This is a genomic window from Microbacterium sp. LWH3-1.2, assembly GCF_040675855.1.
Classification (GTDB): domain Bacteria; phylum Actinomycetota; class Actinomycetes; order Actinomycetales; family Microbacteriaceae; genus Microbacterium.
In genome coordinates this window covers 891,210-915,972 of record NZ_JBEGIK010000001.1, presented here as the reverse complement: position 1 = coordinate 915,972, position 24,763 = coordinate 891,210, and the positions used below count along the sequence as shown (strand labels likewise).

Below are 24,763 nucleotides of genomic sequence, written 5' to 3'. Positions count from 1 at the left end.
CGGCGCAGCACGCCCAGGGCGTGTTGATCACGTTGCTCGATGAAGCACGACGAGAACAGCGGCCGGAGCGTCAGCCGACTGGCGGACGCGGCGTTGATGTGCGTCTTCGCTCGTGGCGCACTGTCATACTCCACGTATGAATCCCGCCTCGCTTCGTGTTCGACCCCGCGTTTGGATAGGTTTCGCTATCTGGCTCGCCTACGTCGCGGTTGTCTTCGGCGTGCAGGTGGCGAGCGGGATCCCTTATGACCAGTGGGGTGACAGCGGCAGCAACCTGTTCTGGGGAGGTGGCGTCTCCCTCATCGTCGCGACCATCCTCCTCGCTGTCACGACCTCCGTTCTCGGGTGGTGGCGCCCCGCGCTGTTCGAGGATGCTCGGAGTCGTCACCGGTGGCCGATCTTCGTGCCGATCCTTCTTGCGCTCACTGCGGTTCTGACGTTGGTTCTGACGGATTGGGCGGCCTACGACGGGGCGTTCTTCGCGGCGTCGCTGGTGCTTCTTCTCGTCGGTTTCACTGAGGAGATGACCTCTCGCGGTCTGATGGTGGTCGCGTTACGCAGTCGCCTGTCCGAGGTGTGGGTGTGGTTCATCAGCTCCGCCGCGTTCGGTCTGATGCACTTCATGAACTTCTTTCTGGGTCAGGACCTCGTGCCCACCCTCGTGCAGGTGGGTAGCGCGTTCGCCATCGGGACGGTGTTCTACATCGTTCGGCGCACGACCGGGACGCTCATCTGGGCGATGGTGCTGCACGCAGTATGGGACTTCTCCGTCTTCGCTGTCGGGCACGGCGATCCGAGCACTGTGGTTCACTCGCTCGGTCTGGTACAGATGGGCATCGGCGTGCTTGCGCTCGCCACGGTCTGGTTCACCTTCCGCAGCGTGCGTGCCGCCGACGAAGCCGCAGCCGACCACCAGCCCGTGAAGATCAGTCGGTCTTGATCCACATCAGGGCCGCTGCGAGGCACCACGTGATCAACACGGCCCAGAAGCCGCGGCAGCGGTTGGAATCCCACCCACCGCGGCCATCGGCCGATCGCGCGGGAGCGCGCTACCGGCCGAGGTCCACCGTGAGTGCCTCGGCTTCCAGGTCTACGATCGCCACCGCGTCCCCGCGGGGGCGGAGGCGACCGGCCGTGATCGTCACCCGGTCACCCTTCGCGACGGCGGTGCGCGCTCGCTGTGCGAGGGATCCGGTGACGTGCACGGCGTACGCCAGGCGGCCGTCCCGCGATATCCCGAACGACGCGTGCGGCACCTTGTCCGGCAGCCGGTAGATCAGCGTGACCGGCGTCGCGACCGTGCCGCTCACTTCGGTGCCGAGCTTCTCGCGTGATGTGTGCATCGTGTTCCCCATGTTTCAGGTCGGACAGGTCAGATGAGCGCGGTCAGGAGCCCCTGCGGCAGGTCCACCGGCACGAGCGAGGGGAGCACCAGCAGGAAGAGGAAGATCGCGGCGGTGTAGATGACGGCGGTCTTGATCCGCACCCGCGCCTGCAGCAGCAGGAAGGCGGGGACGAAGATCATGGATGCCGCGAGGTAGCCGAGCAGCGACACCAGCACGAGGAAGGCCCCCATCCACGCGAAGGTGAGGAACGCGTGGCGCGTGCGGTGCGGGTCGCGGGCCTCAGGGTGGACGATCTCCTCCGACAGCTCCGTGAGCACGAGGCCCGTGTCGGGGTCGTAGGCACTGTCGGCGCCGTCGGCGGTCGAGGACGACCCGGCCGGGCGGTCGCCGCCCTGCGCCGCCGCGACCGCGGGGCCGCCCGCCGGCACGACCTCGGACGAGGCATCCTCTCCTCCGGCGTCGCCCTCGGCGACCCGGGCTGCTGCGGCCTTCGACGTACGCCACAGCCGCAGCTCGTTGACCAGGAAGAGGATCGAGAGCGCGAGGCCGATCCAGCCGATGAGCTGCGGCAGGAGGCGCGCCTCGGGAGAGTACGACGACGACATCACGAGCGACCCGGCGAAGATCACGACGGCGCCGACGGCGGTCCACCGCGACCACACGGTGCCCTTGAGCGGGGCCTCGGCGTCGATCGCGTTGTGGGTCGCGATCTCCTTGGCCGACGGGGCCCTGAGCTTCGTGCGGATGGCCTTGACGAGCACCCAGATGATGGGGAGCACGAGCACCGCGAAGAAGACCAGCGTGCCGGGGCGCAGCATCCATTCGAACCCGTCGTACAGGCTCTCCGTGAGGAAGTAGTAGCGCTCCATCGGGATCGCGAGCACGAAGCCGATGAGGAACGGGGCGCGCGGCATGTCGATCGACTTGAGGATCCAGCCGGCGATGCCGAGCAGAAGCATGATCCACAGGTCGCCGAGCTGGCCGCCCTCCTGGAACGAACCCAGGAACATCACCACCACGAGCCCGGCGGCGAGCGCCGCGAACGGCACCTTCGTGAGGGACGACAGCGGCTTGACGGACAGGAAGCAGAGCAGGGCGCCCAGCACCGACGCGATCGCGAAGGTCCAGATGATGAGGTACATCAGATCGAGGTGCTCGCCGATGATGTTCGGCCCCGGCTGGATGCCATAGGTGAGCAGCATCCCGAGGAGCATCGCCGACGGCACGCCGCCGGGGATGCCGAAGAGGAACGTCGGGATGAGGTCGCCCGCCTCGACGGAGTTGTTCGCGCTCTCCGGACCGACGATGCCGCGGGGGTCGCCCTTTCCGAACTGGCGCTTGTCCTTCGCGGTCGCAACGGCCTGGCCGTAGGCCATCCATGTGCCCGCGGTCGCCCCGACGCCGGGAAGCACGCCCGCGACGATGCCGATGAGCGACCCGCGGATCACCTGCGTCCAGTGAGTGAGCCATTCTCGGATGCCGCTCCCCCAGCCGCCGGTCACCTTGACCGGCGTGCCGTCGGGGCGGCGCTGCGAAGCGCGAGACGCGATCTCGGCGAGGCCGAAGACGCCGAGGGCGATCGCGACGAGCGAGAGCCCGTCACCGAGGAACAGGCTCCCGAACGTGAAGCGCTCCTCGGCCGTCGTGGGCGCGATGCCGACCATGCCGACCAGCAGGCCCAAGAGGCCCGAGACGAGACCCTTCACGAGGTTGCCGCGCGACAGGACGGCCGCGAGCGCGACGCCCAGCACCGTGAGCATGAACAGCTCGGGGCTCGCGAACGACAGCACGAGGGGGCGGGCGAGCGGGATGGCGAGGGTCAGGCCGATCGCACCGATGATGCCGCCGGCCATCGACGAGAGGAACGCGAGGCTCAGCGCGCGCTTGGCTTGGCCCTTCCTCGCCATCGAGTACCCGTCGAGCATCGTGACGGACGCGGATGCCGAGCCCGGCGCGCCGAGCAGCACGGCCGAGACCGTGTCGGAGGTGTGCACGACCGCCAGCGCGCCGATGAGCAGGGCGAGGGCGGACGCGGGGTCCATGCCGAAGGTGATCGGCAGGAGGATCGCGACGGCGGCGGTGCCGCCGAGGCCGGGGATGAGGCCCATGACGAGGCCCGCGAGGACCCCGGCGAGCATCATGAGCAGCAAGTGCGGGTCGGCGAACGACGCGAGCGCTGCCATGGCTGAGTCGAGCATGATCGTTCCTTGTTCCGGTGCGTCAGTGCACGGTGATGTCGTAGTCGTTCTCGAGCAGGTCGGAGACGTACTCGCGGGTGGCCGCCGAGACCGTGTAGGCCTTGGCGACCTGTTCGGCGACTTCGTCGTCGGCGAGGATCGGATAGCCTCCGAGCACCTCGGCCGCCTTCTCGTTGAAGTCGGGGTCGCCGGCCATCTTGCGTGCGCTCTCGCGCAGGAGCTCGACGGCCGCGTCGGGGGTGCCCTGGGGTACCCAGAGTCCCTTCTGGTACGTGTACGTCAGCCCGAGGAGGGTCTTGTAGGCCTCGTAGGCGTCACCCGACGGCGCTTCGCCGTTGAGCTGCTCGTACACCTCGACGACCGTCGGCACGTCGGGGAAGTTGGGGTCGCGCACCACGTCGCCCTTGTCGTCGAGCTGCCCGAAGCTCATGAGCGCGACGGCCGATCCGTCGGCGATGAGCGGCTCGACGGCCGAGTGGTATGCGCTCGTGGTGGTGTAGTCGATGTCGATCTCGCCGCGCTGGAGGGCGAGGTTGACGGGACCGCGCCCCTCGAACCCGAACGTCGATGAGACGTCCGCGCCGAGGAGGTCGAAGGCGACGAGGGTCGTGAGGTCGAGACCGGTCGCGGTGATCCCGCCGAAGACGAGCGGGGTGTCTCGGTCGACGAGGTCTTCCACGCCGGTGACTCCCGCACCCGAGCGGGCGTAGATGACGCCGCCGGTGCCGTTGACGAGGATCGGGATCATGTCGGCGAACGAGTACTTCACGACGTCGCGGTCGAGCACCCACGGGACGACCGTCGTGGCGGTGCTGACGAGCAGCTCGGTCCCGGTCGGCTCGGCGTTCTGCGCGAAGTGGTTGGAGCCCGTGATGCCCTCTCCGCCCGCCTCGTTGACGGGCGCGAAGCCCGGGTTGCCCGGGATGAAGTGCGCCATGTCCTGCCCGACGAACCGCGCCCATGTGTCTGTGCCGCCGCCTTCGGCGAGGGGGATCATCACCTCGAGGGTCTCGCCGGCGAAGTCGCCGTCCTCGGTTGCGGACGGCGGATTGAGGATGCCGCCGGCCACTGCGGTCGTGACGACACCGACGATCGCGGTGATCGCCACGAAGGCGGCGACCACCCCGGGCTTGTGCGGGGGCGGGTCGGCCGGGACCGAGGATGTGACCGGGACTTCCGTGTCCGTGGTGGAGGGCATCGTTGCTCCTTGGTGCGGTGCAGACTTTACGCGTACGCGAGCGCGACTGCAGGGAGGGGGACTTGGGCCCGGGCGAGCAGCCGGGCCGTGCGGACGGTTCCGACGACGTCTCTTTCGCCGTCGGTGCGGCGCCAGGTGCCGACGACGCCCGCGGGGGTGCGGATGCGGAGGTCGGTGCCGCCGGCGAGCGCGGCGCGCTCGACCAGCGAGCCCGCGATGTCGGCGGCCATCGTGATGGCGACGCTTCCGGTGATGGCGAGCGCCGGATGCGGCGCGCCCATCGACAGCATGAGCACGTCGATGTCCGAGATCTCGGCGTCCTGAGGCGACTCGACGATCGCGAGCTTCGGGACCGCGCGCGGTGCGCTCTCTCGCGTCTCCGCCAGACCCATCGCAACCGCTGCGGCGCGGCGCACGGCATCCAGGAACTCCAGCTCGGGTCGGACCGCGACGATCCAGTCGTCGTACGGCACTCCCGCGAGCCCCGCGGCCGCCGCGGGCACGACCACCACGGGAGCGCCCGCGTCGACGAGGGATGCCTCGACGGCTCGGCCTCCGACGCTCAAGGTCTCCCGGGCCCGGCCCGTGGGCAGGAGGTGCCCCGTCGTCTGGCCGGCGGGGTTCTCGAAGCCGAGACCAACGGCGATGCCCGGGAAGGGAACTCCGGGGATGACGGTGTCGAGCTCGGGCTCCCAGCGTCCGTCGGGTGTGGCGACGCGCTGGATGAGCACCTGTCCCGTGTTGGTGTTGCGCACGCGCACGGTCGTGACGTCGCCCACGGGCCGCACCCACGCATGCTCGAGCGCGTACGGTGCGACCACCGCGGAGCAGTTGCCGCAGTTGGAGCCCCAATCCACGCGCGGTTCGTCGATGCCGACCTGCGCGAAGGTGTAGTCCACGTCGACATCGTCATCCTCAGAGGGCGCGACGATCACCGCCTTGCTCGTCGTCGAGGTGGCGCCGCCGATGCCGTCGACCTGACGGTGATCCGGGCTGCCGTAAAGGCGGAGGAGGACCTCGTCGACCGTGGACCCGGGCACGGCGAGGGCGTCGCGCTCGAACACCCAGCACTTGCTGGTGCCTCCGCGCATCCACGATGCGGCGATGTAGTGGGTCATGATCCTCCGTCGAACGGTCGCGTGAGCGGGTCGATGACTCGATGGTGAAGGCACGATCCGTTAATCACCAGGTCGAAAGTGCGAACATCCTTTAAGCACTTCTTACGCATGCATCACGGATCTGTGCGGTGAGGTGCCCATAGTGACTGCGATAGCCTGGAATCAGGCACTTACGTCACTCAACGCCCGTTAAGGAGCGCTTCACGTGAAGGAGCGGACATGCTGGACCTGAATCGCATGCGCGTGCTGCTGCGGGTGATCGAGCTGGGCTCGATGACAGCGGCGGCGGAGAGCCTCTACAACTCCCCCTCAGCCATCTCTCAACAGCTGCGCAAGCTCGAGACGGAGGTGGGCCAGCCCCTCCTGCACCGCCGCACCGACGGCATCGTGCCGACCGATGCGGGGAACATCCTGGCCGCGCACGCCCGCTCGATCCTGAGGCAGATGGATGCTGCGGAGTCCGACCTGCGTCGCCTGGCCGGGCTCGACGGCGGCTCGGTGAGCGTGGGGACATTCCCGACGCTCGGCAGCTCCTTCCTGCCCCTCGCCATCAGCCGGTTCCGCAAGGAGAACCCGTCGATCACGGTGGAGGTGCGCTCCAGTCGTATCGAGGGGCTCATCGACATGCTCGCGCGCGGCGATATCGGCCTGGCGCTGCTGTGGGAGTACGACTGGAGTCCCCTCGATCCGCGGCAGTTCGAGCTGACCCGGGTCTTCGAGGAGCCGACTGTGCTGCTCGTCGCGCGCGATCACCCGCTCGCCGACCGCACCACCGTGCGCATGCGGGAGTTCGGCGACGAACCGTGGATCATCCGTGCCGACGACCACCCCGTCGCCGAGCTGCTCCAGCGCACGTGCACCGCGGCGGGATTCACGCCGCGCATCGCGTTCCGCGCAAACGACTATCTCGAGGCGCAGGCGATGGTGAGCGCGGGGATCGGGATCGCGCTCGCTCCGCACTCGGCGGTCGTGACGCGGCATCCCGGCGTGCGCGCCCTGGGGCTCGGCGGGGACGCCCCTCAACGGCGCGTGCTGCTCGCGCAGCGGCGCGATCGGCTGCGGGCTCCCGCTGAGGTGGCGTTCCAGAACGTCGTGCTGGACCTCGGCAGCCGATGGCCCGAGGACTCCCCCGACCAGGGGCCCGGCCCGCACGCCAGCGGGCGGGCGAAGTGACGGACGACGAGCCGAATAGACTGTTCAGGTCCGGCATCCCCGAATTTCTGGAGCTGAGCCGCGTGACCACCCCCGCTTCGACCGCTGTCGCCGATACCGTCGAGAACGCCACCGCCACCCCGGAGAGGGAGCAGCCGTACGCGGCGCTCGGTCTCAAGCCGGACGAGTACGACAGGATCCGCGAGATCCTCGGCCGCCGCCCCACGTCGGGCGAGCTGGCGATGTACTCCGTCATGTGGTCGGAGCACTGCTCGTACAAGTCCTCGAAGATCTACCTCCGCAAGTTCGGCGAGAAGGTCTCGGACGAGATGAGGACCCGCCTCATGGTCGGCATGGGCCAGAACGCCGGCGTCGTCGACATCGGCGAGGGCTGGGCCGTCACCTTCAAGGTCGAGTCGCACAACCACCCGAGCTACATCGAGCCGTTCCAGGGCGCCGCGACGGGCGTCGGCGGCATCGTGCGCGACATCATCTCGATGGGCGCGCGCCCGGTCGCGGTCATGGACCAGCTGCGCTTCGGGGCCATCGACAACCCCGACACGGCGCGCGTGGTGCACGGCGTGGTGAGCGGCATCAGCTTCTACGGCAACTGTCTCGGGCTCCCCAACATCGGCGGCGAGACCGTGTTCGACGCTGTATACCAGGGAAATCCGCTCGTGAACGCCCTCGCGGTCGGTGTCCTCCGCCACGAGGACCTCAAGCTCGCGAACGCCACCGGTGCCGGCAACAAGGTCGTGCTGTTCGGCGCCCGCACCGGCGGCGACGGCATCGGCGGGGCATCCATCCTCGCCTCCGACACGTTCGCCGACGGCGGCCCCACCAAGCGCCCCGCGGTGCAGGTGGGCGACCCGTTCGCCGAGAAGGTGCTCATCGAGTGCTGCCTCGAGCTCTACCGCGACGAGCTCGTCGAGGCCATCCAGGATCTCGGCGCGGCCGGCATCTCCTGCGCCACGTCGGAGCTCGCCGCGAACGGCGGCTCGGGCATGCGCGTGGACCTCGAGAAGGTGCTGCTGCGCGACCCCACGCTCACGCCGGAGGAGATCCTCATGAGCGAGAGCCAGGAGCGCATGATGGCGATCGTCGCGCCGGAGAAGCTCGACGCGTTCCTCGAGGTCGTCGGCAAGTGGGACGTCGAGACCTCCGTGCTCGGCGAGGTGACCGGCGACGGGCGCCTGCAGATCTTCTGGCACGGCGAGCAGATCGTCGACGTCGACCCCTCGACGGTCGCGGTCGACGGTCCCGTGTACGAGCGCCCCGTGGCCTACCCCACCTGGATCGACGCGCTGCGCGAGGACTCGGCATCCGCCCTCCCGCGTCCGACCGACTCAGAGACGCTGCGCGAGCAGTTCACGAAGCTCGTGGCGAGCCCCAACCTCGCCGACACGTCGTGGATCACGAACCAGTACGACTACTACGTCATGGGCAACACGGCGCTGTCGTTCCCGGACGACGCGGGCATGATCCGCGTCGACGAGCACTCCGGCCTCGGCTTCGCGATCGCCACCGACTGCAACGGCCGCTACTGCCAGCTCGATCCGTACCAGGGCGCCAAGCTCGCCCTCGCCGAGGCGTACCGCAACGTCGCCGTGAGCGGGGCCGAGCCGACCGCCGTCACCGACTGCCTGAACTTCGGCTCTCCCGAGAACCCCGAGGTCATGTGGCAGTTCTCGCAGGCCGTGGACGGTCTGTCGGACGGATGCCTCGAACTCGGCGTTCCCGTCACCGGCGGCAACGTCTCGTTCTACAACCAGACCGGCGACCAGCCGATCTTCCCGACCCCCGTCGTCGGCGTGCTCGGCATCATCGACGACGTCGCGCGCCGGATCCCCTCGGGCTGGCAGGACGCCGGCGAGAACATCTACCTCCTCGGCGTCACCTCGACCGAGTTGTCGGGCTCGCAGTGGGCGGGCACGATCCACGACCACCTCGGCGGTCGCCCACCGGCGGTCGACCTGGCGCAGGAGAAGAAGCTCGCCGAGCTGCTGCACGCCGCGGGCCAGCAGTCGCTCGTCTCGTCGGCGCACGACCTCTCGTCGGGCGGCCTGGCGCAGGCCCTCGCCGAGACCGTCATGCGCTTCGGCGTCGGCGCCCGCGTGTGGCTGAACGAGATCATGGAGCGGGACGGTGTGGATGCCGCCACCGCACTGTTCTCGGAGTCCACGGGCCGTGTCATCGTCTCGGTGCCGCGCGAGGACGACGTCAAGTTCCGCGGCCTGTGCGACGGCCGGGGCTACCCGGTGCTGCGCATCGGCGTGACGGACTCGGCGGCGGACGGCGACGAGCCGGCGCTCGAGGTGCAGGGCCTGTTCACGGTGCCGCTCGCGGAGCTGCGCGACCTCTCGACCTCCACGCTGCCCGACGCCTTCGGCCCGATCGTCACCGAGCACACCGCCTGACGCACGTCGAGCTGCCCGTTCGGGGCGTACGGCGCACGGTCGGGGCGCGCGCGATGCGCCCCGAACGCGAGCGGTGCGCCCCGAACCCACAAGTAGGATGGGGCGCATGGCGGCGGAAGACGACGAGTACAGCGGTTTCAACGACACCCGGCAGCGGCGCGTCAAGATCATCGCATGGGTGACCATCGTCGCCCTGATCCTCGTCGGCGGCGGCGCCACCGTCTTCGCCCTCCTCTTCGGCTGACGTCGCGCGGATGGCCGAGGTGTCAGCGGACTCCCGGCGACAACCGCGCTATATCGCGTTTATCATGGCAGAGTGGAGCCCCTCCTCCTCATCATGTCGAGCTTCTGGTGGATCGCTCCGGCAGCCGCGGGCGCCGGGGCGGCGACCTATGCGGGCATGACGACGCGCAGCCGCCGGGCACGTCGCCTGGAACTCGATGCCGCCCGCGCAGAGGAATCCCAGGCGTATCGCGACCTGGTCGCGGCCAAGGCCCGCCTCCGCACCGCGCAGGCCGACCTGCTGACCGCGAAGTCGCGCTCCTCCGTCCTGCCCACTCATGCCGCCGAGGCGCGGCGCGAGCTGCAGGCGGCGAGGCAGGACGAGAAGACCGCATCTCTGGCGCTGCGCGCGAGCCGCACCCGCGTGAAGGCGGGCTACGCGCAGTACCGCGCCGCCTCCTCGCGCGACCCGCTGCCGATCGACCGCCTGTACGCCGTCCACGACAGCGTCAACACGCGATGGCTGGCCTACGAGACCGACATCGATAAGGCGCTGGCGTATCCGCAGATGACCGACCCGCGGCAGGCGGCGACCGTCGTCTTCCTGCGCGCGCAGCGCGAGGCCCTCGCGAAGCGCCCGACCCTTCGCGACCGCGTGACGCCGCAGCAGTTCCTGGAGTACCGGGTCGCGGTGAGCCACCTCGAGGCGACGTTCGCCGAGGCCGAGCGGCAGGCGGGGGTTCCCGGCGCGGCGCCCCCCTCCTCGGCGGGCGCGACGGCCGCCGCCGGGCTCACCGCCGCGGCGGCGGTGCTCGCCGAGATCGCCGACCGCCTTCCCGCGCTGATCGCACGGATCCCTCCGCCCCGCGCGAGCGAGCCGCCCGCTGGCAGGGTGCCCTGAGCCGACCACGCGGCGGCGACCGGCCGTTAGCATGACAGTGTGCAGCAGTTCTGGGAGTTCGCGGGCAACTTCTGGTGGCTCGTCTTCCCGCTTATGGGCATCCTGGGCATGGTCGGCAATGCCTGGGAGCGTGGCGCGCGCATGCGCCACAAGCGCCGCCTCGAGGTGATGCACGCGAAGGCCGAGCTGAAGGCCGCCCAAGCCGCTGCCCGCGGAAAGGCCGTGCCCGCGGCTGCGCTCCCTCCGATCACCGCACCGACGGCGACCGCTGCTTCTGCACACGGCGCGTCGGCGTCCCGCGAGACGCAGGTGACCCAGCTGGAACGCCTGTTCGCGACGCATGACGCCGTCACCGCGCGCTGGCTCGAGTATGAGCTCGACGTCGCGAAGATCATCGCGTTCCCGGCCATGAGCGACGGGCGTCAGCCGCTCACCGCCGCATTCCTGCGCGCCAAGCGCATCGCCGACGGGCTGCGTCCCGCCTCCGCCAAGGCGCGCCTGTCGAAGGATCAGCTCGCCGAGTACCGCAACGCGGTGGCCGACTTCGAGGTGGCCTTCGACGTCGCCGAGCGAGACGCGCGACGCCTCCGCGACTCGACGTTCACCGAGGACGAGCGCAAACGCCTCGACACCGCCAAGAAGCTGCTGACCGTCGCAATCGACGAGGCCGCGACGCCGGCCGAGCGCCAGCTCGCGTACCGCCGCGTGCGCGAAGAGCTCGACGGGCTCATCTCGATCTCCGACGAAGCGATCGAGGTGCTCGAGAACAAGGTCATGCTCGAGCTGGGCCCTGTCACCAACACCACGTCGACGGCGGCGGATGCCGCGCCCCCGCCCCGTGCGGAGACCTCGGCATCGCCCGAGCCCGAGCCCGAGCCGCTTCCCGCGCCGAAGCGCCCGAGCACCACCCCTCCGCCCGCCGCGACGTGGCCGGTGCCGTCCCGCGGCAGCGGAGATTCGCCGGGCCGCGTGACGCACCCCAAACCCCACCGCTGACCACCCCGCGCCGAGGCGTTTCGACTCCGGGCGCGGGAGCGCCCTCCGCTCAACGGGGAAGTCAGCGTCGACCCGCGCTCATCCCGGCCCTTGAGCGAGCCTGCGAGTCGAAACCCGCCGAACCCAGCGAGCAGCGCCGGTCCGAGTCGTCCCTCCGCGTCAGGCGGCGAGCTCGGGGTGGGCGTCGATCCAGCCATCGATGCGGGCGAACCACTCGAAGAGCCACGCGGCGCGCGCGTCGAGGTCGTCGGGGATCTCCGACCGGGGCACGCGCCACGCGCGCATCGTGATGCCCTTGTCCATCGGCAGCTCACGCCAGATGTCGCGGAGGGTGTGGAGCCGCTCGAGGCCCGTGTGCGCGATGAACACGACGTCGGCGTCGGGGGCGTCATCCAGCGCCGCGTGCATGCCGCCCGGCTGAGGCGCCATGACGTGCGTCATCGCCTCGGCCCGTTCGGCCATCGCCTCGCGGCCCGCGTCGCGCAGCCTCTTGATGCGGGAGCGGCGGCGGGTCGGACTGACCTGACCGCCCTCGGGGAAGATGACGAACGCGTCTTCGGGACCGAGCCCGGCCGCGAGCTCGCCGAGCGCGTCCTCGACCCGTGAGCCGCCGCCGCTGCGACCGTGGCCGAACCCGGACGGCACGATGAATCGAGCGGGGATCCGGTGCAGGAGGATGTCGATCGCGGGATCCCACTGCAGCGTGTACTTCAGCACGATGCGCGGACGGCGCCCGACCTCGTTGAGCAGCGTGTGGATGAGGATGAACGAGTCGCCCGGGCCGCCATGCCGGCTCGCCACCACGAGCGGGGTGCCGGGGGCGAACAGCGTGTCGAAAGCGGCGCGGCCGGTCGCAGCATCCGTTCCCTCCGATCCCGTCGTCGTGATGGTGAGCCGCAATACGCCGCCGAAGATCCAGAAGAGCACGCGCAGCGCCCAGGCACCGAGCCGGTAGTGGGCGGTCACGAAGGCGGGTCGGCGCAGGGCGTACCCGAAGCCCGACGCGATCCACAGTGCGAAGAGCGCGATCACGAGCATCGCGTCCCACAGCAGGTACACGGTCACGAGCCACAGCACGCGGGGCAGCCGGAAGCGCCCCGGAACGAGCGACGTGAGCGCGAGGGCGACGAGCAGCCACAGCGGCGTGAGGGCCAGCATGAGGAGCGCCGCCACGATGACGAGCGGAGCGAGAAGGAAGCGACGCAGCCACGTCGGGAGCATCCGCATCAGGTCTCCTCGTCGGCTCGGGGCGTTTCGTCTCCGCCGTTCGACTCGCGAGCTCGCTCAACGAACGGGGAGGTGCTCCCGGCATCCAGCCCGCGGTCCGCGAGGAACACGCGGCCGGCGTCGTAGGCGGCGTCGATGCGGCGGCGGACGGTGTCCATCCGGCGGTACGACATGAGCGAGTCGTCGCCCTCGATCCCACCGCCGCTGGGCAGCACATGCAGGGCGACGCCGGTGGGCAGGGTCGCGACGTCGCGAGCGTAGCGGTGCCGGCGGGCGATCTCGAAGGCCACGCGCGCGGTGTCGACCGCGGACTTCGGCGCGACGAGCGGGGTCTCGATGCGGCCGACCTGCAGCACGTAGACCGTGGTGGCGCCCACCGCCACCGCTTGTTCGATCGGGATCGAGTTGACGATCCCGCCGTCGATGAAGTGCTCATCGCCGATGCGGGTGGGCGGCAGCAGGCCGGGCACCGACGCCGACGCGAGGATCGCCTCGATGAGCGGCCCCGACTCGAACACGTGCTCCGCCGCGCGCTCGATGCTCGCGGCAACCACGCGCAGGCGCACGGCGAGGTCTTCGAACGTCGTGTCGGCGCCGAGCGCCCGCTCGAGGAGGTGCTGAAGCGGCGCGGGCGAGTTGAGGTGCGTCTTGGTCTTCACGAGTCGCGTGAACTGCGCGAACAGCGAGTCCCCGTACACCGCGTTCGCCTCGGGCGAGGTCCACGCGTCGAGCAGGCGCTCGATCACCGCGGGCGTCGGGTCGCTCGCGACGAGCGCGCCGTTGATCGCGCCGATCGACGTGCCGACCACGACATCGGGGCGGATTCCGGACTCCAGCAGGGCCCGCAGCATCCCGATCTCGACGGCGCCGCGCACACCCCCGCCGCCGAGAACGAAGGCCACCGTCATGCCCACACCCTATTGCGACGCCGGCCGCCGGACCGCGATCCCGGACGTCGAGCGGGCGTGCGAGTCGAAACGCCCCGGATCGGCGAGCAGCACCGACCCGGGGCCTGTCCGGCGCGACGGCCGTCAGCGGGCGAGCGTGTCTACGTACTCCCGGTTGTCGGCGATCCACTCCGCCACGACCCGGCCGTAGTCGTCGCCGTCGTACTGGCCGAACATGGCGTCCTCGAGCGAGTACAGCAGCTCGTTGTCCATGCGGAACTCCTCGAGCCAGTCCGAGATCTCGGGGAACTCGTCCGCGAACGAGGTCGACGCCACCGTGTGGATCCCCTCGGCGTCGCCGAGCAGACCGTCGGGGTCTTCGAGGTCCTTCAGCGGGAACGCGTTGTACGCCCAGTGCGGCCGCCAGAGCGTCACTGCCACGTCGCGTCCGGCATCCGTCGCGGCCTGCAGCTCGGTGAGCATCGCGGGCGTCGACGACGTCACGAACTCCATGCCTTCGAGACCGTACCCGGGGATGACGTCGTTCTGCGTGACGGTGACGAGCCCCGACCCCGCCTCGATGCCCACGAGACGGTCGCCGAACACGTCGGCATTCGCGGCGAGCTCGGTGAGCGAGTCGATGGGGGCGTCCTCGTTCACCGCGATGGTGAGCCGGGCCTCGTCGTTCCAGGCACCCAGGTCGACGAGCTCGTCGCCGTACGTCTCCAGGTACTCGGCGTGCGTGAGCGGCAGCCACGTGTCGAGCGTCAGATCGTAATCGCCCTTGGCGATGCCGGTGTAGGCGGCCGCGGGGTCGGCGTATTCGAGGTCGACGGCGTAGCCCTTCTCCTCGAGCACCGCCTTCCACAGCTCGGACGCGGCGATGCCCTCGTCCCAGCCGTTGAACACGGCGATCTTCAGGTGGCCCTTGCCGGGGCCGCCGACGCCCGTCTGCACGAGCGCGCCGTCGACGAGCAGTGCGGCGGTTCCGGCCAGGGCGAGTCCGGCCGCGATGATGCGTCGCTTGGTCATGTCGATTCCCCTCTGTCGCCTGAGGCCGGGACGGGCTCGGGCCGCTCGGCGGGAGCATCGGGAACGGATGCTGCGCCCTCGGCCGTCGCGACCGGCCTGGTGTTCACGGGCGCCGGGGCGGCAGCATCCGTTTCCCTGTTCGTGACGCTTCGGGCGCGAGCCTTGCGGGCGCGGGGCTGGGAGAAGCCCGACGTGACGCGGTCGAGGATCATCGCCAGGATGACGACCGAGAGGCCGGCTTCGACGCCGAGGCCGATGTCGATGCGGCTGAGGCTCTGCACGACCTGGCCGCCGAGGCCGCCGGCGCCGACCATGCCCGCGATGACGACCATCGACAGGCTCAGCATGATGACCTGGTTGACGCCGGCCATGATGCTCGGAAGGGCGAGCGGCAGCTGGATCTGGCGCAGGATGCGCCCAGGCGAGGCGCCGAAGGCGTGGCCGGCCTCGACGATCTCGGGGTCGACGCCGCGGATGCCGAGCTCGGTGAGGCGCACGCCGGGGGCGAGCGCGAACGCGATGGTCGCGACCATGCCGGGCACGGGGCCGACCCCGAAGATGAGCATCGCCGGGATGAGATAGACGAACGCGGGCATCGTCTGCAGGAAGTCGAGCACGGGCCGCAGGACCGCGGACACGCGGTCGCTGCGCGCGGCCCAGATGCCCATCGGCACCGCGATCGCGATCGCGACGACCGCGGCGAGGATCACCAGCGCGAGGGAGTCCATCGCGTTGCCCCACTGGCCGACCGCAACGATGACGAGGAGCCCGACGGCGCTGCCGAGGGCCAGCACGAGACCCTTCGACCAGTAGGCGAACGCGGCGATGACGGGGATCACGGCCCAGAACGGCGGGGTCGACAGCGAGGCGTCGAGCCAGTCGTACAGCCCGCGGAAGATCACCGCGACGACGTCGAAGAACCCGCCGAGGGCGTGGATCACCCAGCGCACGCCGGTCTCGACGACATCGCCCAGCGGAAGACGGATCGGGTCGCTCATCGCTGGGCTCCTTCCGTGGCGGGGGCGGCCTGGTGGGCGCCGACCTGCGTCGGAGGCGCGGCGCGGCCCGCGGCCGCGGGTTGGTCGACCACCTCGAGCGTCTGCGTGATGACGCCCGCCGGCACCGTGGCAGGCGCGTCGATGATGGGGTTCTCACGGGTCACGGGCGGGATGTCGCCGAGGGCGGCGAGCAGCGTCACGCGAGGGATCGTGCCGACGAGGCGCCCGGCGTCGTCGATGACGGCGACCGGAACCGGGCTCTCGACGGCGCGCTCCACCACGTCGGTGAGAGGGTCGTCGACATGCACGGCGGGCCGGCTGCCCCGCACCAGCGATCGCAGATCGGTGCGGCCGTCCTTGACGGCGCGGATGACGGCGCGGTCGGTGACCGAGCCGAGGAACCGGCGGTTCTCGATGACCGAAACCGACCCCACCTGCAGGTCGCGCATGACGCGGAGCGCTCCGCGCACGCCCGCGCTCACCGGCGTCGTCGCGACAGGCGGTGCCATGACCGAGCCGGCGGTCAGCACGCGGGCGCGGTCGACGTCCTGCACGAACTGTGCGACGTAGTCGTTCGCCGGGTCGGTGAGGATCTCCTCCGGCGTGCCGTTCTGCACGATGCGGCCGTCGCGCATCACGGCGATGCGGTCGCCGAGGAACATCGCCTCGTTGAGGTCGTGCGTGATGAAGACGATGGTCCGGCCGAGCTCGCGCTGCAGCTCGACGAGCTGCTCCTGCATCTCGCGACGGATGAGCGGGTCGAGCGCCGAGAAGGCCTCGTCCATGAGGAGGATGTCGGTGCCCGAGGTGAGCGCCCGGGCGAGACCGACGCGCTGGCGCATGCCGCCCGAGAGCTCGTCGGGCATTGCGAGGGCACGATCGGCGAGGCCGACCTTCTCGAGGATCTCGCGCGCCCGCGCGCGCCGCTCGTCGCGCCCGATGCCCTGGATCTCGAGGGCGTAGGCGGCGTTGTCGAGCACGGTGAGGTGCGGCAGCAGCGCGAAGTGCTGGAACACCATCGAGATGGAGCGCTGACGGATGCCGCGCAGGGCCTTCGCGGACGCCTTGGTGACGCTCTGTCCCTGGACGAAGACGTCGCCGGTCGTGGGTGGCAGCAGCCCGTTGAGCATGCGCAGCACGGTGGACTTGCCGGAGCCTGACAGCCCCATGATCACGAAGATCTCGCCGGGCTGCACGAGGAGGCTCGCGTCGATCACCGCGGCCGAGCCGGCGTCGGCGACGTCGGCGCGCGTCGCACCGGCCCGCAGGCGTTTGACGGCGTCCTGGGGATTGCGTCCGAAGACCTTGAAGAGATTCCTCGCCTCGATGGCAGGCGGAACGGTCACTGTGCACCTCGGCAGCTCCGGTGTGCGGGGGCTGCATCGGTCACGCCCGGGTGACGGCCGTCCCCGCGCCGGATGTCGGATCCGCGCGACGGCCGCCGACCATACGCTCGCCGGTCTGACGCTCAGGCGACACCAGCGACCGCGGACTGGTCGGGAGGGGCCCGAGAAGGGCCTCAACCACCGTTTCACGCGCCCACGGGGGCGGCAAATTCGACACCGGCTGGCCGTTTCGGTAGCTCGCGCACGCGCGATATCACACGGGCGGAGTTGACGGCGCACCGGCTTCCATGGTTACTGGGCGACGCGAGCGCCGTCGACGCCTTCGTCGCCGGGCGTCAGGTGATCCACCGCGAGAGCCGGGGGAACGTCGCATCCGTCACCGTCCTCCGCGTCCTCATGCTCGCCGGGCGATCACCCGCTTCGAGGTGTGGGGCCGGGTCATGTCTTCCCTGGTGGGCCTCGGGGCGGTCGGGTTGGCCGCGGGGGGCTCGTCCTCACCGTCGCGATCGGCGGGATCTCCTACCTCACGCTGCGGCGCACGGTTCCATGATCAGAGGGAGACGACGGATGCTGCCACCCGACGATCAGGCCGGGTGGCAGCATCCGTGTTCCACGTGAACGTTCCACGTGAACGGGAAGTCAGCGCGAGTCGGCGGCCTCGGTGTGGTGGCGGATGACCTCGGCGACCACGAAGTTGAACCACTTCTCGGCGAAGGCCGGGTCGAGGTCCGCCTGCTCGGCGAGACTGCGCAGGCGCGCGGTCTGCTGCTCCTCGCGCGCCGGATCGGAGGCGGGCATTCCGTGCTCGGCCTTCAGATGGCCTACCTGCTTGGTCGCCTTGAAGCGCTCCGCGAGCAGATACACCAGGGCGGCGTCGATGTTGTCGATGCTGCTGCGCAGCCGCGCCAGCGTCGTGGTGGGGTCTTCGGTCATGGCGCTCCTTCTCGCCCCTCGACGATACCCGAGCGGCTGAGCGCCCCCGCCGTGATGACGAGGCGTCACCCGATCCGGGTGAAGTTGCCGCGCGCCCTCGTCGCGCGCACCGCCCAGCCCTAGAGTGTGACCCATGACCGATGCCTCGCCCACCCTCGGTGCCACCGCCGCCGAGGCTGCTGATCCCCTGTCCGCCGATGCCGCGGCGGGCACGGACGGTTTCCCGACCACCGCCGCCGCCCCCGCGGAGACCGCGCCCGACGCCGCCCCGGTCTTCACCGGTGAAGCACCGGAGGGCAAGACGTTCTGGGCGAACCTCAACAGCCCGTTCCGGTTGGGCCTGGTGCTGACGCTCGGCGGACTCGCGGCGATCGCCCTGGGCCTGGCGTTCTGGAACCTCTCGACGATCATCATCTACGTCGTGTTCGCGCTGTTCGCGGCGCTCGGCCTCGATCCGGTCGTGCGCTGGTTCGGGCGGCACAACGTGTCGCGGCCGTGGGCGATCGTGATCGTCTACACGGCGTTCGCGCTGGTGCTCACCGGCATCCTGCTCCTCGTCGTGCCGACCCTGATCAAGCAGATCAGCGCTTTCTTCACCGACCTGCCGACGACCATCGCGAACTTCCAGAAGTCCGACTTCTACGGCTGGCTCAGCGACACGTTCGGGTCGCAGGTCGGCCAGATCACCGACCAGGTGGAGAAGTTCCTGACCAACCCCGCGAACATCGCCGCCATCGGCGGCGGCGTGGTGAACTTCGCCGTGAGCGTGGGCACGACGATCTCGGGCCTCATCATCGTGCTCGTGCTGAGCCTGTACTTCCTCGCGGGCCTCCCCGCCATGAAGGTGGCCTTCAACCGCTTCGTCGCTGCCCGCAACCGCAAGAAGGCGGCGGCTATGACCGACCAGATCACCGACTCCATCGGCGCCTACCTGATGGGCATGGTGGTGCTGGCGTTCTGCAACTCGGTGGTCGCCTTCCTGCTGCACCTTTTCCTCGGGCTGCCGTTCCCGGCGCTGATGGGCGTGCTGGCATTCCTCATCACCCTGATCCCGCTCATCGGTTCGGTGCTCTACTGGATCACGGCCACGACGATCGCGCTCTTCACCGGCGGCTGGGTGCCTGCGCTGATCTTCGCGATCATCTACCTCATCTACATGCAGCTCGAGGCATACGTGCTCACGCCGAAGGTCATGAACAAGGCGATCTCGGTGCCGGGTGCCCTCGTCGTGATCGGTGCGATGGTCGGCGGAACGCTGCTCGGCCTCCTCGGCGCGCTGGTCGCCATCCCGGTGACCGCATCGATCCTCCTGATCATCAAACAGGTCTTCATCCCCAAGCAGGACGCCAAGATCTGACACTGCGAACGCCGTGCCCGCACCGCGGGCGCGGGGGTTGTCGGCGCCCGAGGCCGCGCGCTTCTGTGCGGGGCCATCGTCGAGCTCGGCGCGCCCAGCCGCTCCGCCGCCGCCGACGCGTTCGAGCCCGACCTCGCCTCCACCACCTGAGACCTCCGTGCGTTCCTCAATTGAGGATCTGGGCCGAGATGAGGAGCCCGGCCCGGCATTTCGCTCCGCGTCCCGGCAACGCTCCTCAATCGAGGATCCGCATCGACTCAGACGGAGCAGAGGACGGATGCTACGGCCCGGCGGAATCGGTCAGTTCTACCGATTCGGACCGGCGGCGGCCACTCCTGACGTGAGGAAGGAGGTCATCGTGGACACCTCAATTGAGGAGCGAGAGGGTCCGAGGCGAGACGACCACCAGAGGCAGCGACGTCGGTCCCGGTCAGCGCACGGGGAGCAGGCACGTCGGCGAGGGGACCTCGGTGCGGTGCCGCACGCGGCCCGGCACGCCCGTGCGCACGTCGAGCGTGAGCGAGGCGACCTCGTTCGACAGCTGCCCGGCGACGAGCAGGATGTCGCGCACGACCACGTGGTGCCGCGGCCAGTCCACCCCGGCGTCCACGAGGGCGACCGGCTGGACGAACTCGCCGGCGCCGCGAACCCGGAGCGTCGCGAGCGTGTTGCTGCCGCGGACGCCGGCGTAGACGAACTCGCCGTCGCGCGACGCCGCAAGCTCGGCGCCACTGTCGCCGGGAAGGGCACCCAGCGACGTGCCGCCGACGAGGCCCCAGGTGCCGTCGGCCGCGGGAGCGAGCACGAACAGCTCGCACGAGAACTCGGTGACAACATACAGATGCCCGCTCGGGTGCCACACCATGTGCCGCGGACCGCTGCCTTGCGGCAGCGCGACCTGCTGCACCTGCCGCAGTCCGTTCGTCCCGTCGCGCCAGAACCGTACGACGTCGTAGCCGAGGTCGGTCGTCGCGATGATACCGCCCGGCAGGAACGCCGCCTCGTGAGCACGAGAGGGACGGGAGCCGGATGCCTCGGCCGCGGCTTCGTCGGCTGCGGCGGCGGCGCGGTCGTGGTCGGGGACGAGGTGCGCGTACTCCGCGCCGGCGGCCTCACGCAGCGCGCGGGCGGCCGCCGCGAGGTCGATGTCGCCGGCCTGCTCCGGCGGGCCGTCGGGTCCGTACGGGTCGACGGCCGCGGGAGCGATCACCGGCGACGAAGGTCGGCCCGCAGCATCCAGGTCCATCCGGACCACGCGTCCGTCGCCCCAGCAGCTGGCGACGAGGAAGCGGCCGTCGGGCGACACCGCGGCGTGGCACACGGCCTCGCCCGCGGCGACGGGCGCGCCGAGCGGGGCGAACGTCGCCTCCCCGATGCGGCGGAACGCCTGCACCTGCTGCCGAGCCTCGAGCGCCGCGTACACGACATCGCCCGGGGAGACGGTCAGGGAACCCGGGTGCGGCACCAGCCATGACGGCGAGTCGGTCGTGGCGACCTCACCGGCGAACGCGAGCGGGCCGCCCGCCGAGGCCTCGTCGGCGACGCCGGCGAGCAGCATCCCGAATCCGGACGCACTACCGCCCATGTCGGCGGTGTAGCCGCCCAGCCAGAACTTCATGCGTCTCCGTAAGGCTCGGGGCGTCTCGTCACGCGTAGACCTGCACTGGGCGAGCGAAGCGAGTCGAGGTGTCGCTCAACGACCGGGTGGGCGAGCGTCAGTCGACGAGGTCGTGACGCACGATGACGGCGTCGCGAGCGGCGCCCACGCCGATCACCGAGATGCGGGTGCCGCTCATCGCCTCGAGCGCGAGGACGTACTGCTGCGCCTCGAGGGGGAGTTCGTCGAAGGTGCGGGCGCCGGAGATGTCCTGCTTCCAGCCGGGGAAGTACTCGAGGATCGGCTTCGCGTGGTGGAAGTCGGACTGGTTCACCGGGACCTCGTCGAACCGCTCGCCCTCGACCTCGTACGCGACGCACACCGGGATCTCGTCGAGGCCGGTGAGGATGTCGAGCTTGGTCAGCACGAGGTCGGTGATGCCGTTGATGCGCGTGGCGTAGCGGGTGATCGGCGCGTCGTACCAGCCGACACGGCGCGGGCGGCCGGTGGTGGTGCCGAACTCGAAGCCGCGCGAGCGCAGGAAGTCGCCGTTCTCGTCGAACAGCTCGGTCGGGAACGGGCCCGAGCCGACGCGCGTCGTGTAGGCCTTCACGATGCCGACGATGCGGTCGAGGCGGTTGGGGCCGACGCCCGAGCCCGTCGCCGCACCCCCGGCCGTGGCCGACGAGGATGTCACGAACGGGTAGGTGCCGTGGTCGACGTCGAGCATCGTCGCCTGGCCGCCCTCGAAGACGACCACGTCCCCTGCGTCGAGGGCGTCGTTGAGCAGCAGCGACGTATCGGCGACCATCGGCCGCAGGCGCTCGGCGTACGACAGCAGGTCCTCGACGATCTCGTCGGCGGTGATCGCGCGGCGGTTGAAGATCTTGACCAGCAGGTGGTTCTTCTGGTCGAGGGCGCCCTCGACCTTCTGGCGCAGGATGTTCTCGTCGAAGAGGTCCTGCACGCGGATGCCGACGCGGTTGATCTTGTCGGCGTAGGCCGGGCCGATACCGCGACCGGTGGTGCCGATCTGGCGCTTGCCGAGGAAGCGCTCGGTGACCTTGTCGAGGGTGCGGTGGTACTGCGTGATGATGTGAGCGTTCGCGCTGACGCGCAGGCGCGAGGTGTCGAGACCGCGGGCGTGGAGCGCCTCGAGCTCGTAGAAGAGCACCTCGAGGTCGATGACGACGCCGTTGCCGATGACCGCGTTCACGCCCGGAGACAGGATGCCGGAGGGCAGCAGGTGCAGCGCGTACTTCTCGTCGCCGATGACGACCGTGTGGCCGGCGTTGTTGCCGCCGTTGAACTTGACCACCCAGTCGGTGCGCTCACCGAGAAGATCGGTGGCCTTGCCCTTGCCCTCGTCTCCCCACTGGACTCCGACGATCACGATGCCTGGCATGGGCTACTCCCCCGTTATCGGACGGTTACACCCCATCCTATCGGGACGGTTCGTGACGCCTTCCGGCGCCGTGAGTCCTCCCGTGGCATCCGATGTGGGACGCACGTATGACGCCGCGGGAACGGTGAGGGGCGGATCGCCTCGTGCGAAGGAGGCCGCACGCGACGCAGGTCGCGTGCCGAGACGGGCACGCCATTGCGCGGCGGCTCGCGGAGCGCGGGCCGGAGTCAGCCCTGCCGCCGTGCGATCAGGAGGCGAGTTCGAACCCGTCCTCCTTGCGCCGATCCTGCACCGACGCATGCGCGGAGCGGAACCGGCGCTGGTACTGCGAGGGCGAGATGCCCAGGCGCGCAATGAACGCGCGGCGCAGGGCCTCCGCACTGCCGTAGCCCGCCTGCGCGGCGGTCTCGGTCACGTTCGTCCCTGCTTCGAGGTGAACGCGGGCCAGATCGAACCGCACCGCCATGACGTACTCCGCCGGCGACTGGTCGAGCTCCTCGCGGAACCGGCGGGTCAGATGCCGAGGGCTCACGGCCACCAGGGCGGCGAGCGCCGGCACGGTCCACGCCCGGGCCGGATCCGCGTCGACGAGGTCGGTGGCACGGCGCACAATCGACGCGGGCTGCGCGCGGGCGCGCAGCGGCACCGAGTACTGGGACTGGCCGCCCGAACGCTGCAGGTACACCAGCAGCAGCTGGGCGACCTGCCGCGCGACGTCGGCGCCGTGGTCGTCCTCGACGAGGGCGAGCGCCAGATCGATGCCCGCCGCGACCCCGGCCGACGTCGAGACGTCGCCGTCGCGCACGAAGATCGCGTCCGACTCGACGCGCACCCCGGGGTAACGCCGTTCCAGTTCCGGCGCGAACTTCCAGTGCGTCGTGGCACGCCTGCCGTCGAGCGCGCCGATCTCGGCGAGCACGAAGGCGCCGCTGCAGATGGAGACCACACGGCGTGCTCGCGCGGCGAGGGCGGCCGCAGCATCCGTCAACGGCCCCTGTGCGAAGTCGCGAGGCGGCAGCTCGCTGCCCGGCACGATCACGGTGTCGAAGTCCCCGGCTTCCCGCGCCGCACCGTGCACCGAGACCGTGCCGCCGAGCGACGTCATGACGTCGCGCCCGTCGGGCGAGAGCAGCACGACCTCGTATCCCTGCACGGCCTGATTGGCTTCGACGAACACCTCGGCCGGGCCGACGTAATCGAGGCTCTTCACGCCGTCGAACAGCAGGAACGCGATTCGCCGTGGGACGGAGGTCGAGTGCATCCCTCCATCCTGTCCCGAATCGTGGGATGCGAGGCCGCTGGAGCGGGGCGCCGCGGGCGCAGATCGTGGAGGCTCGATGGTGGCGCCGTCGCCCGTGACGGCTCCGGCGAGTGGGGCGACGGGTCGGCCCGACGATCGCAAGGAGTCCGCCATGCCGACCTTCACCACTTCCGACGGCACCGAGATCCACTACACCGACTGGGGCGCCGGGAAGCCGGTCGTGCTGAGCCACGGCTGGCCGCTGAGCTCCGACGCATGGGCCGTCGAGTCCAAGCTGCTGGCGGATGCCGGCTACCGGGCCATCGCGCACGACCGCCGCGGTCACGGCCGCTCGACCAACACCGACCGCGGGCATGACATGGACACCTACGCCCGCGACCTCGCCGAGCTCATCGAGCACCTCGACCTCACCGAGCTCGTCGTGATCGGTCATTCGACCGGCGGCGGCGAGGTCGTGCGCTACGCCGCGCAGCACGGCCAGGGCCGTGTCCGCAAGGTCGTCACCGCCGGCGGCGTGCCGCCGATCATGGTGAAGTCCGACATGAACCCCGAGGGCACCCCGATCGAGGCCTTCGACGGCATCCGCGCCGGCGTGCTGGCCGACCGCTCGCAGTTCTACAAGGATCTCGCCGTGCCGTTCTACGGCTTCAACCGCGAGGGCGCCGCGGTCTCGCAGGGCCTCATCGACGACTTCCAGCGCCAGGGCATGCTCGCCGGTCTCGCCGCGGCGTACGAGTGCGTCAAGGTCTTCTCCGAGACCGACTTCACCGAGGACCTGAAGGCGCTCGACGTGCCGATCCTGCTCGCCCACGGCTCGGACGACCAGATCGTGCCGATCGCCGCGGCTGCCGAGAAGTCCATCGGGCTCGTCGCCGACGGCACCCTGAAGGTCTACAAGGGCGCCCCGCACGGCATCTCGGGCGAGTACCAGAAGGCGCTCATCGCCGACATCCTCGCCTTCATCGCGAACTGATCGCAGGCACGGCTCGGGAGCCCGCCGTCGGGTGGGGCTCCCGGGCTCGAGGCACGAGGAACGGCACCGGGCCGCGTTCGAGGACGCGATCCTCGGCGGACGGCTGCATCCAGCACGACGCCGGCGGGATTGCCGCCCGCGGGGTCGGACGAGAAGGCCGTCCAGCGCTGAATGTCGATCGAGGTCACCCGGTCGCGAT

General features: G+C 70.2%; 21 protein-coding genes. 8 read left to right on the top strand and 13 right to left on the bottom strand.

The genetic code is table 11. The features are described from left to right. Nucleotides 1-136: 136 nt before the first annotated feature. On the top strand, nt 137-940 hold the full coding sequence (locus MRBLWH3_RS04360) for a CPBP family intramembrane glutamic endopeptidase (RefSeq protein ID WP_363429048.1): 804 nt from the start codon (nt 137-139) through the stop codon (nt 938-940). Between the two features lie 109 nt (nt 941-1,049). Here MRBLWH3_RS04360 and MRBLWH3_RS04355 read toward each other — a convergent pair whose 3' ends face one another. Genes MRBLWH3_RS04355 through MRBLWH3_RS04340 form a run of 4 tightly spaced genes read right to left on the bottom strand, consistent with a single transcriptional unit; the run spans nt 1,050 to nt 5,860 of the window. Beyond that, the gene (locus MRBLWH3_RS04355) at nt 1,050-1,343 is read right to left on the bottom strand and encodes a hypothetical protein (RefSeq protein WP_363429046.1); all 294 of its coding nucleotides are present in this window, start codon (nt 1,341-1,343) and stop codon (nt 1,050-1,052) included. A 29-nt stretch (nt 1,344-1,372) separates the two neighbouring features. After that, complete coding sequence (locus tag MRBLWH3_RS04350) at nt 1,373-3,544, bottom strand: tripartite tricarboxylate transporter permease (RefSeq protein ID WP_363429044.1); 2,172 nt, start codon at nt 3,542-3,544, stop codon at nt 1,373-1,375. A 22-nt stretch (nt 3,545-3,566) separates the two neighbouring features. Beyond that, nucleotides 3,567-4,742: a hypothetical protein gene (locus MRBLWH3_RS04345; RefSeq protein ID WP_363429042.1), complete on the bottom strand. Its 1,176-nt coding sequence runs from the start codon at nt 4,740-4,742 to the stop codon at nt 3,567-3,569. Nucleotides 4,743-4,768: 26 nt separating this feature from the next. After that, on the bottom strand, nt 4,769-5,860 hold the full coding sequence (locus MRBLWH3_RS04340; RefSeq protein ID WP_363429040.1) for a PrpF domain-containing protein: 1,092 nt from the start codon (nt 5,858-5,860) through the stop codon (nt 4,769-4,771). Between the two features lie 219 nt (nt 5,861-6,079). On the opposite strand from MRBLWH3_RS04340, the gene MRBLWH3_RS04335 reads away from it, so the two are divergent. The 5 genes from MRBLWH3_RS04335 (at nt 6,080) to MRBLWH3_RS04315 (ending at nt 11,548) form a co-directional block, all read left to right on the top strand. Further along, the gene (locus tag MRBLWH3_RS04335) at nt 6,080-7,033 is read left to right on the top strand and encodes a LysR family transcriptional regulator (protein WP_363429038.1); all 954 of its coding nucleotides are present in this window, start codon (nt 6,080-6,082) and stop codon (nt 7,031-7,033) included. Between the two features lie 62 nt (nt 7,034-7,095). Continuing rightward, on the top strand, nt 7,096-9,429 hold the full coding sequence (gene purL / locus MRBLWH3_RS04330) for a phosphoribosylformylglycinamidine synthase subunit PurL (RefSeq protein ID WP_363429036.1): 2,334 nt from the start codon (nt 7,096-7,098) through the stop codon (nt 9,427-9,429). 106 nt (nt 9,430-9,535) lie between these two features. Continuing rightward, nucleotides 9,536-9,673: a hypothetical protein gene (locus tag MRBLWH3_RS04325; protein ID WP_181911767.1), complete on the top strand. Its 138-nt coding sequence runs from the start codon at nt 9,536-9,538 to the stop codon at nt 9,671-9,673. A gap of 72 nt (nt 9,674-9,745) precedes the next feature. Beyond that, nucleotides 9,746-10,552, top strand: a complete 807-nt coding sequence (locus tag MRBLWH3_RS04320; protein ID WP_363429034.1) for a hypothetical protein — start codon at nt 9,746-9,748, stop codon at nt 10,550-10,552. A 39-nt stretch (nt 10,553-10,591) separates the two neighbouring features. Next, complete coding sequence (locus tag MRBLWH3_RS04315) at nt 10,592-11,548, top strand: hypothetical protein (RefSeq protein ID WP_363429031.1); 957 nt, start codon at nt 10,592-10,594, stop codon at nt 11,546-11,548. 159 nt (nt 11,549-11,707) lie between these two features. On the opposite strand, the gene MRBLWH3_RS04310 is transcribed toward MRBLWH3_RS04315, so the two are convergent. From MRBLWH3_RS04310 to MRBLWH3_RS04285, 6 genes are all read right to left on the bottom strand, one after another. Continuing rightward, nucleotides 11,708-12,775 (bottom strand): 1-acyl-sn-glycerol-3-phosphate acyltransferase, encoded by a 1,068-nt coding sequence (locus MRBLWH3_RS04310; RefSeq protein ID WP_363429029.1) that lies wholly within the window; start codon nt 12,773-12,775, stop codon nt 11,708-11,710. Then, complete coding sequence (locus MRBLWH3_RS04305; protein WP_363429027.1) at nt 12,775-13,683, bottom strand: patatin-like phospholipase family protein; 909 nt, start codon at nt 13,681-13,683, stop codon at nt 12,775-12,777. Before MRBLWH3_RS04305 ends, MRBLWH3_RS04310 begins: the two co-directional genes overlap by 1 nt. A gap of 123 nt (nt 13,684-13,806) precedes the next feature. Then, nucleotides 13,807-14,694: a glycine betaine ABC transporter substrate-binding protein gene (locus MRBLWH3_RS04300; RefSeq protein WP_363429025.1), complete on the bottom strand. Its 888-nt coding sequence runs from the start codon at nt 14,692-14,694 to the stop codon at nt 13,807-13,809. Continuing rightward, a complete protein-coding gene (locus tag MRBLWH3_RS04295) occupies nt 14,691-15,692 on the bottom strand; it encodes an ABC transporter permease (protein ID WP_363429023.1) in 1,002 nt (333 codons plus the stop codon). The genes MRBLWH3_RS04300 and MRBLWH3_RS04295 overlap by 4 nt, the downstream gene beginning before the upstream one ends. After that, nucleotides 15,689-17,038, bottom strand: a complete 1,350-nt coding sequence (locus tag MRBLWH3_RS04290; RefSeq protein WP_363429021.1) for a quaternary amine ABC transporter ATP-binding protein — start codon at nt 17,036-17,038, stop codon at nt 15,689-15,691. Before MRBLWH3_RS04290 ends, MRBLWH3_RS04295 begins: the two co-directional genes overlap by 4 nt. A gap of 639 nt (nt 17,039-17,677) precedes the next feature. Beyond that, nucleotides 17,678-17,971, bottom strand: a complete 294-nt coding sequence (locus tag MRBLWH3_RS04285) for a chorismate mutase (protein WP_045302127.1) — start codon at nt 17,969-17,971, stop codon at nt 17,678-17,680. Nucleotides 17,972-18,104: 133 nt separating this feature from the next. Here MRBLWH3_RS04285 and MRBLWH3_RS04280 point away from each other — a divergent pair, with 133 nt between their 5' ends. Continuing rightward, on the top strand, nt 18,105-19,328 hold the full coding sequence (locus MRBLWH3_RS04280) for an AI-2E family transporter (RefSeq protein ID WP_363429019.1): 1,224 nt from the start codon (nt 18,105-18,107) through the stop codon (nt 19,326-19,328). Between the two features lie 430 nt (nt 19,329-19,758). On the opposite strand, the gene MRBLWH3_RS04275 is transcribed toward MRBLWH3_RS04280, so the two are convergent. From MRBLWH3_RS04275 to MRBLWH3_RS04265, 3 genes are all read right to left on the bottom strand, one after another. Continuing rightward, nucleotides 19,759-20,946: a lactonase family protein gene (locus tag MRBLWH3_RS04275; protein ID WP_363429017.1), complete on the bottom strand. Its 1,188-nt coding sequence runs from the start codon at nt 20,944-20,946 to the stop codon at nt 19,759-19,761. Nucleotides 20,947-21,043: 97 nt separating this feature from the next. Next, nucleotides 21,044-22,330 carry an adenylosuccinate synthase gene (locus MRBLWH3_RS04270; protein ID WP_363429015.1) on the bottom strand — a complete coding sequence of 429 codons (1,287 nt, stop codon included), beginning with the start codon at nt 22,328-22,330 and terminating at the stop codon, nt 21,044-21,046. 247 nt (nt 22,331-22,577) lie between these two features. Next, on the bottom strand, nt 22,578-23,591 hold the full coding sequence (locus tag MRBLWH3_RS04265; protein WP_363429013.1) for a GlxA family transcriptional regulator: 1,014 nt from the start codon (nt 23,589-23,591) through the stop codon (nt 22,578-22,580). Nucleotides 23,592-23,742: 151 nt separating this feature from the next. Here MRBLWH3_RS04265 and MRBLWH3_RS04260 point away from each other — a divergent pair, with 151 nt between their 5' ends. Continuing rightward, on the top strand, nt 23,743-24,564 hold the full coding sequence (locus MRBLWH3_RS04260; protein ID WP_363429011.1) for an alpha/beta fold hydrolase: 822 nt from the start codon (nt 23,743-23,745) through the stop codon (nt 24,562-24,564). Nucleotides 24,565-24,763: the final 199 nt, after the last annotated feature.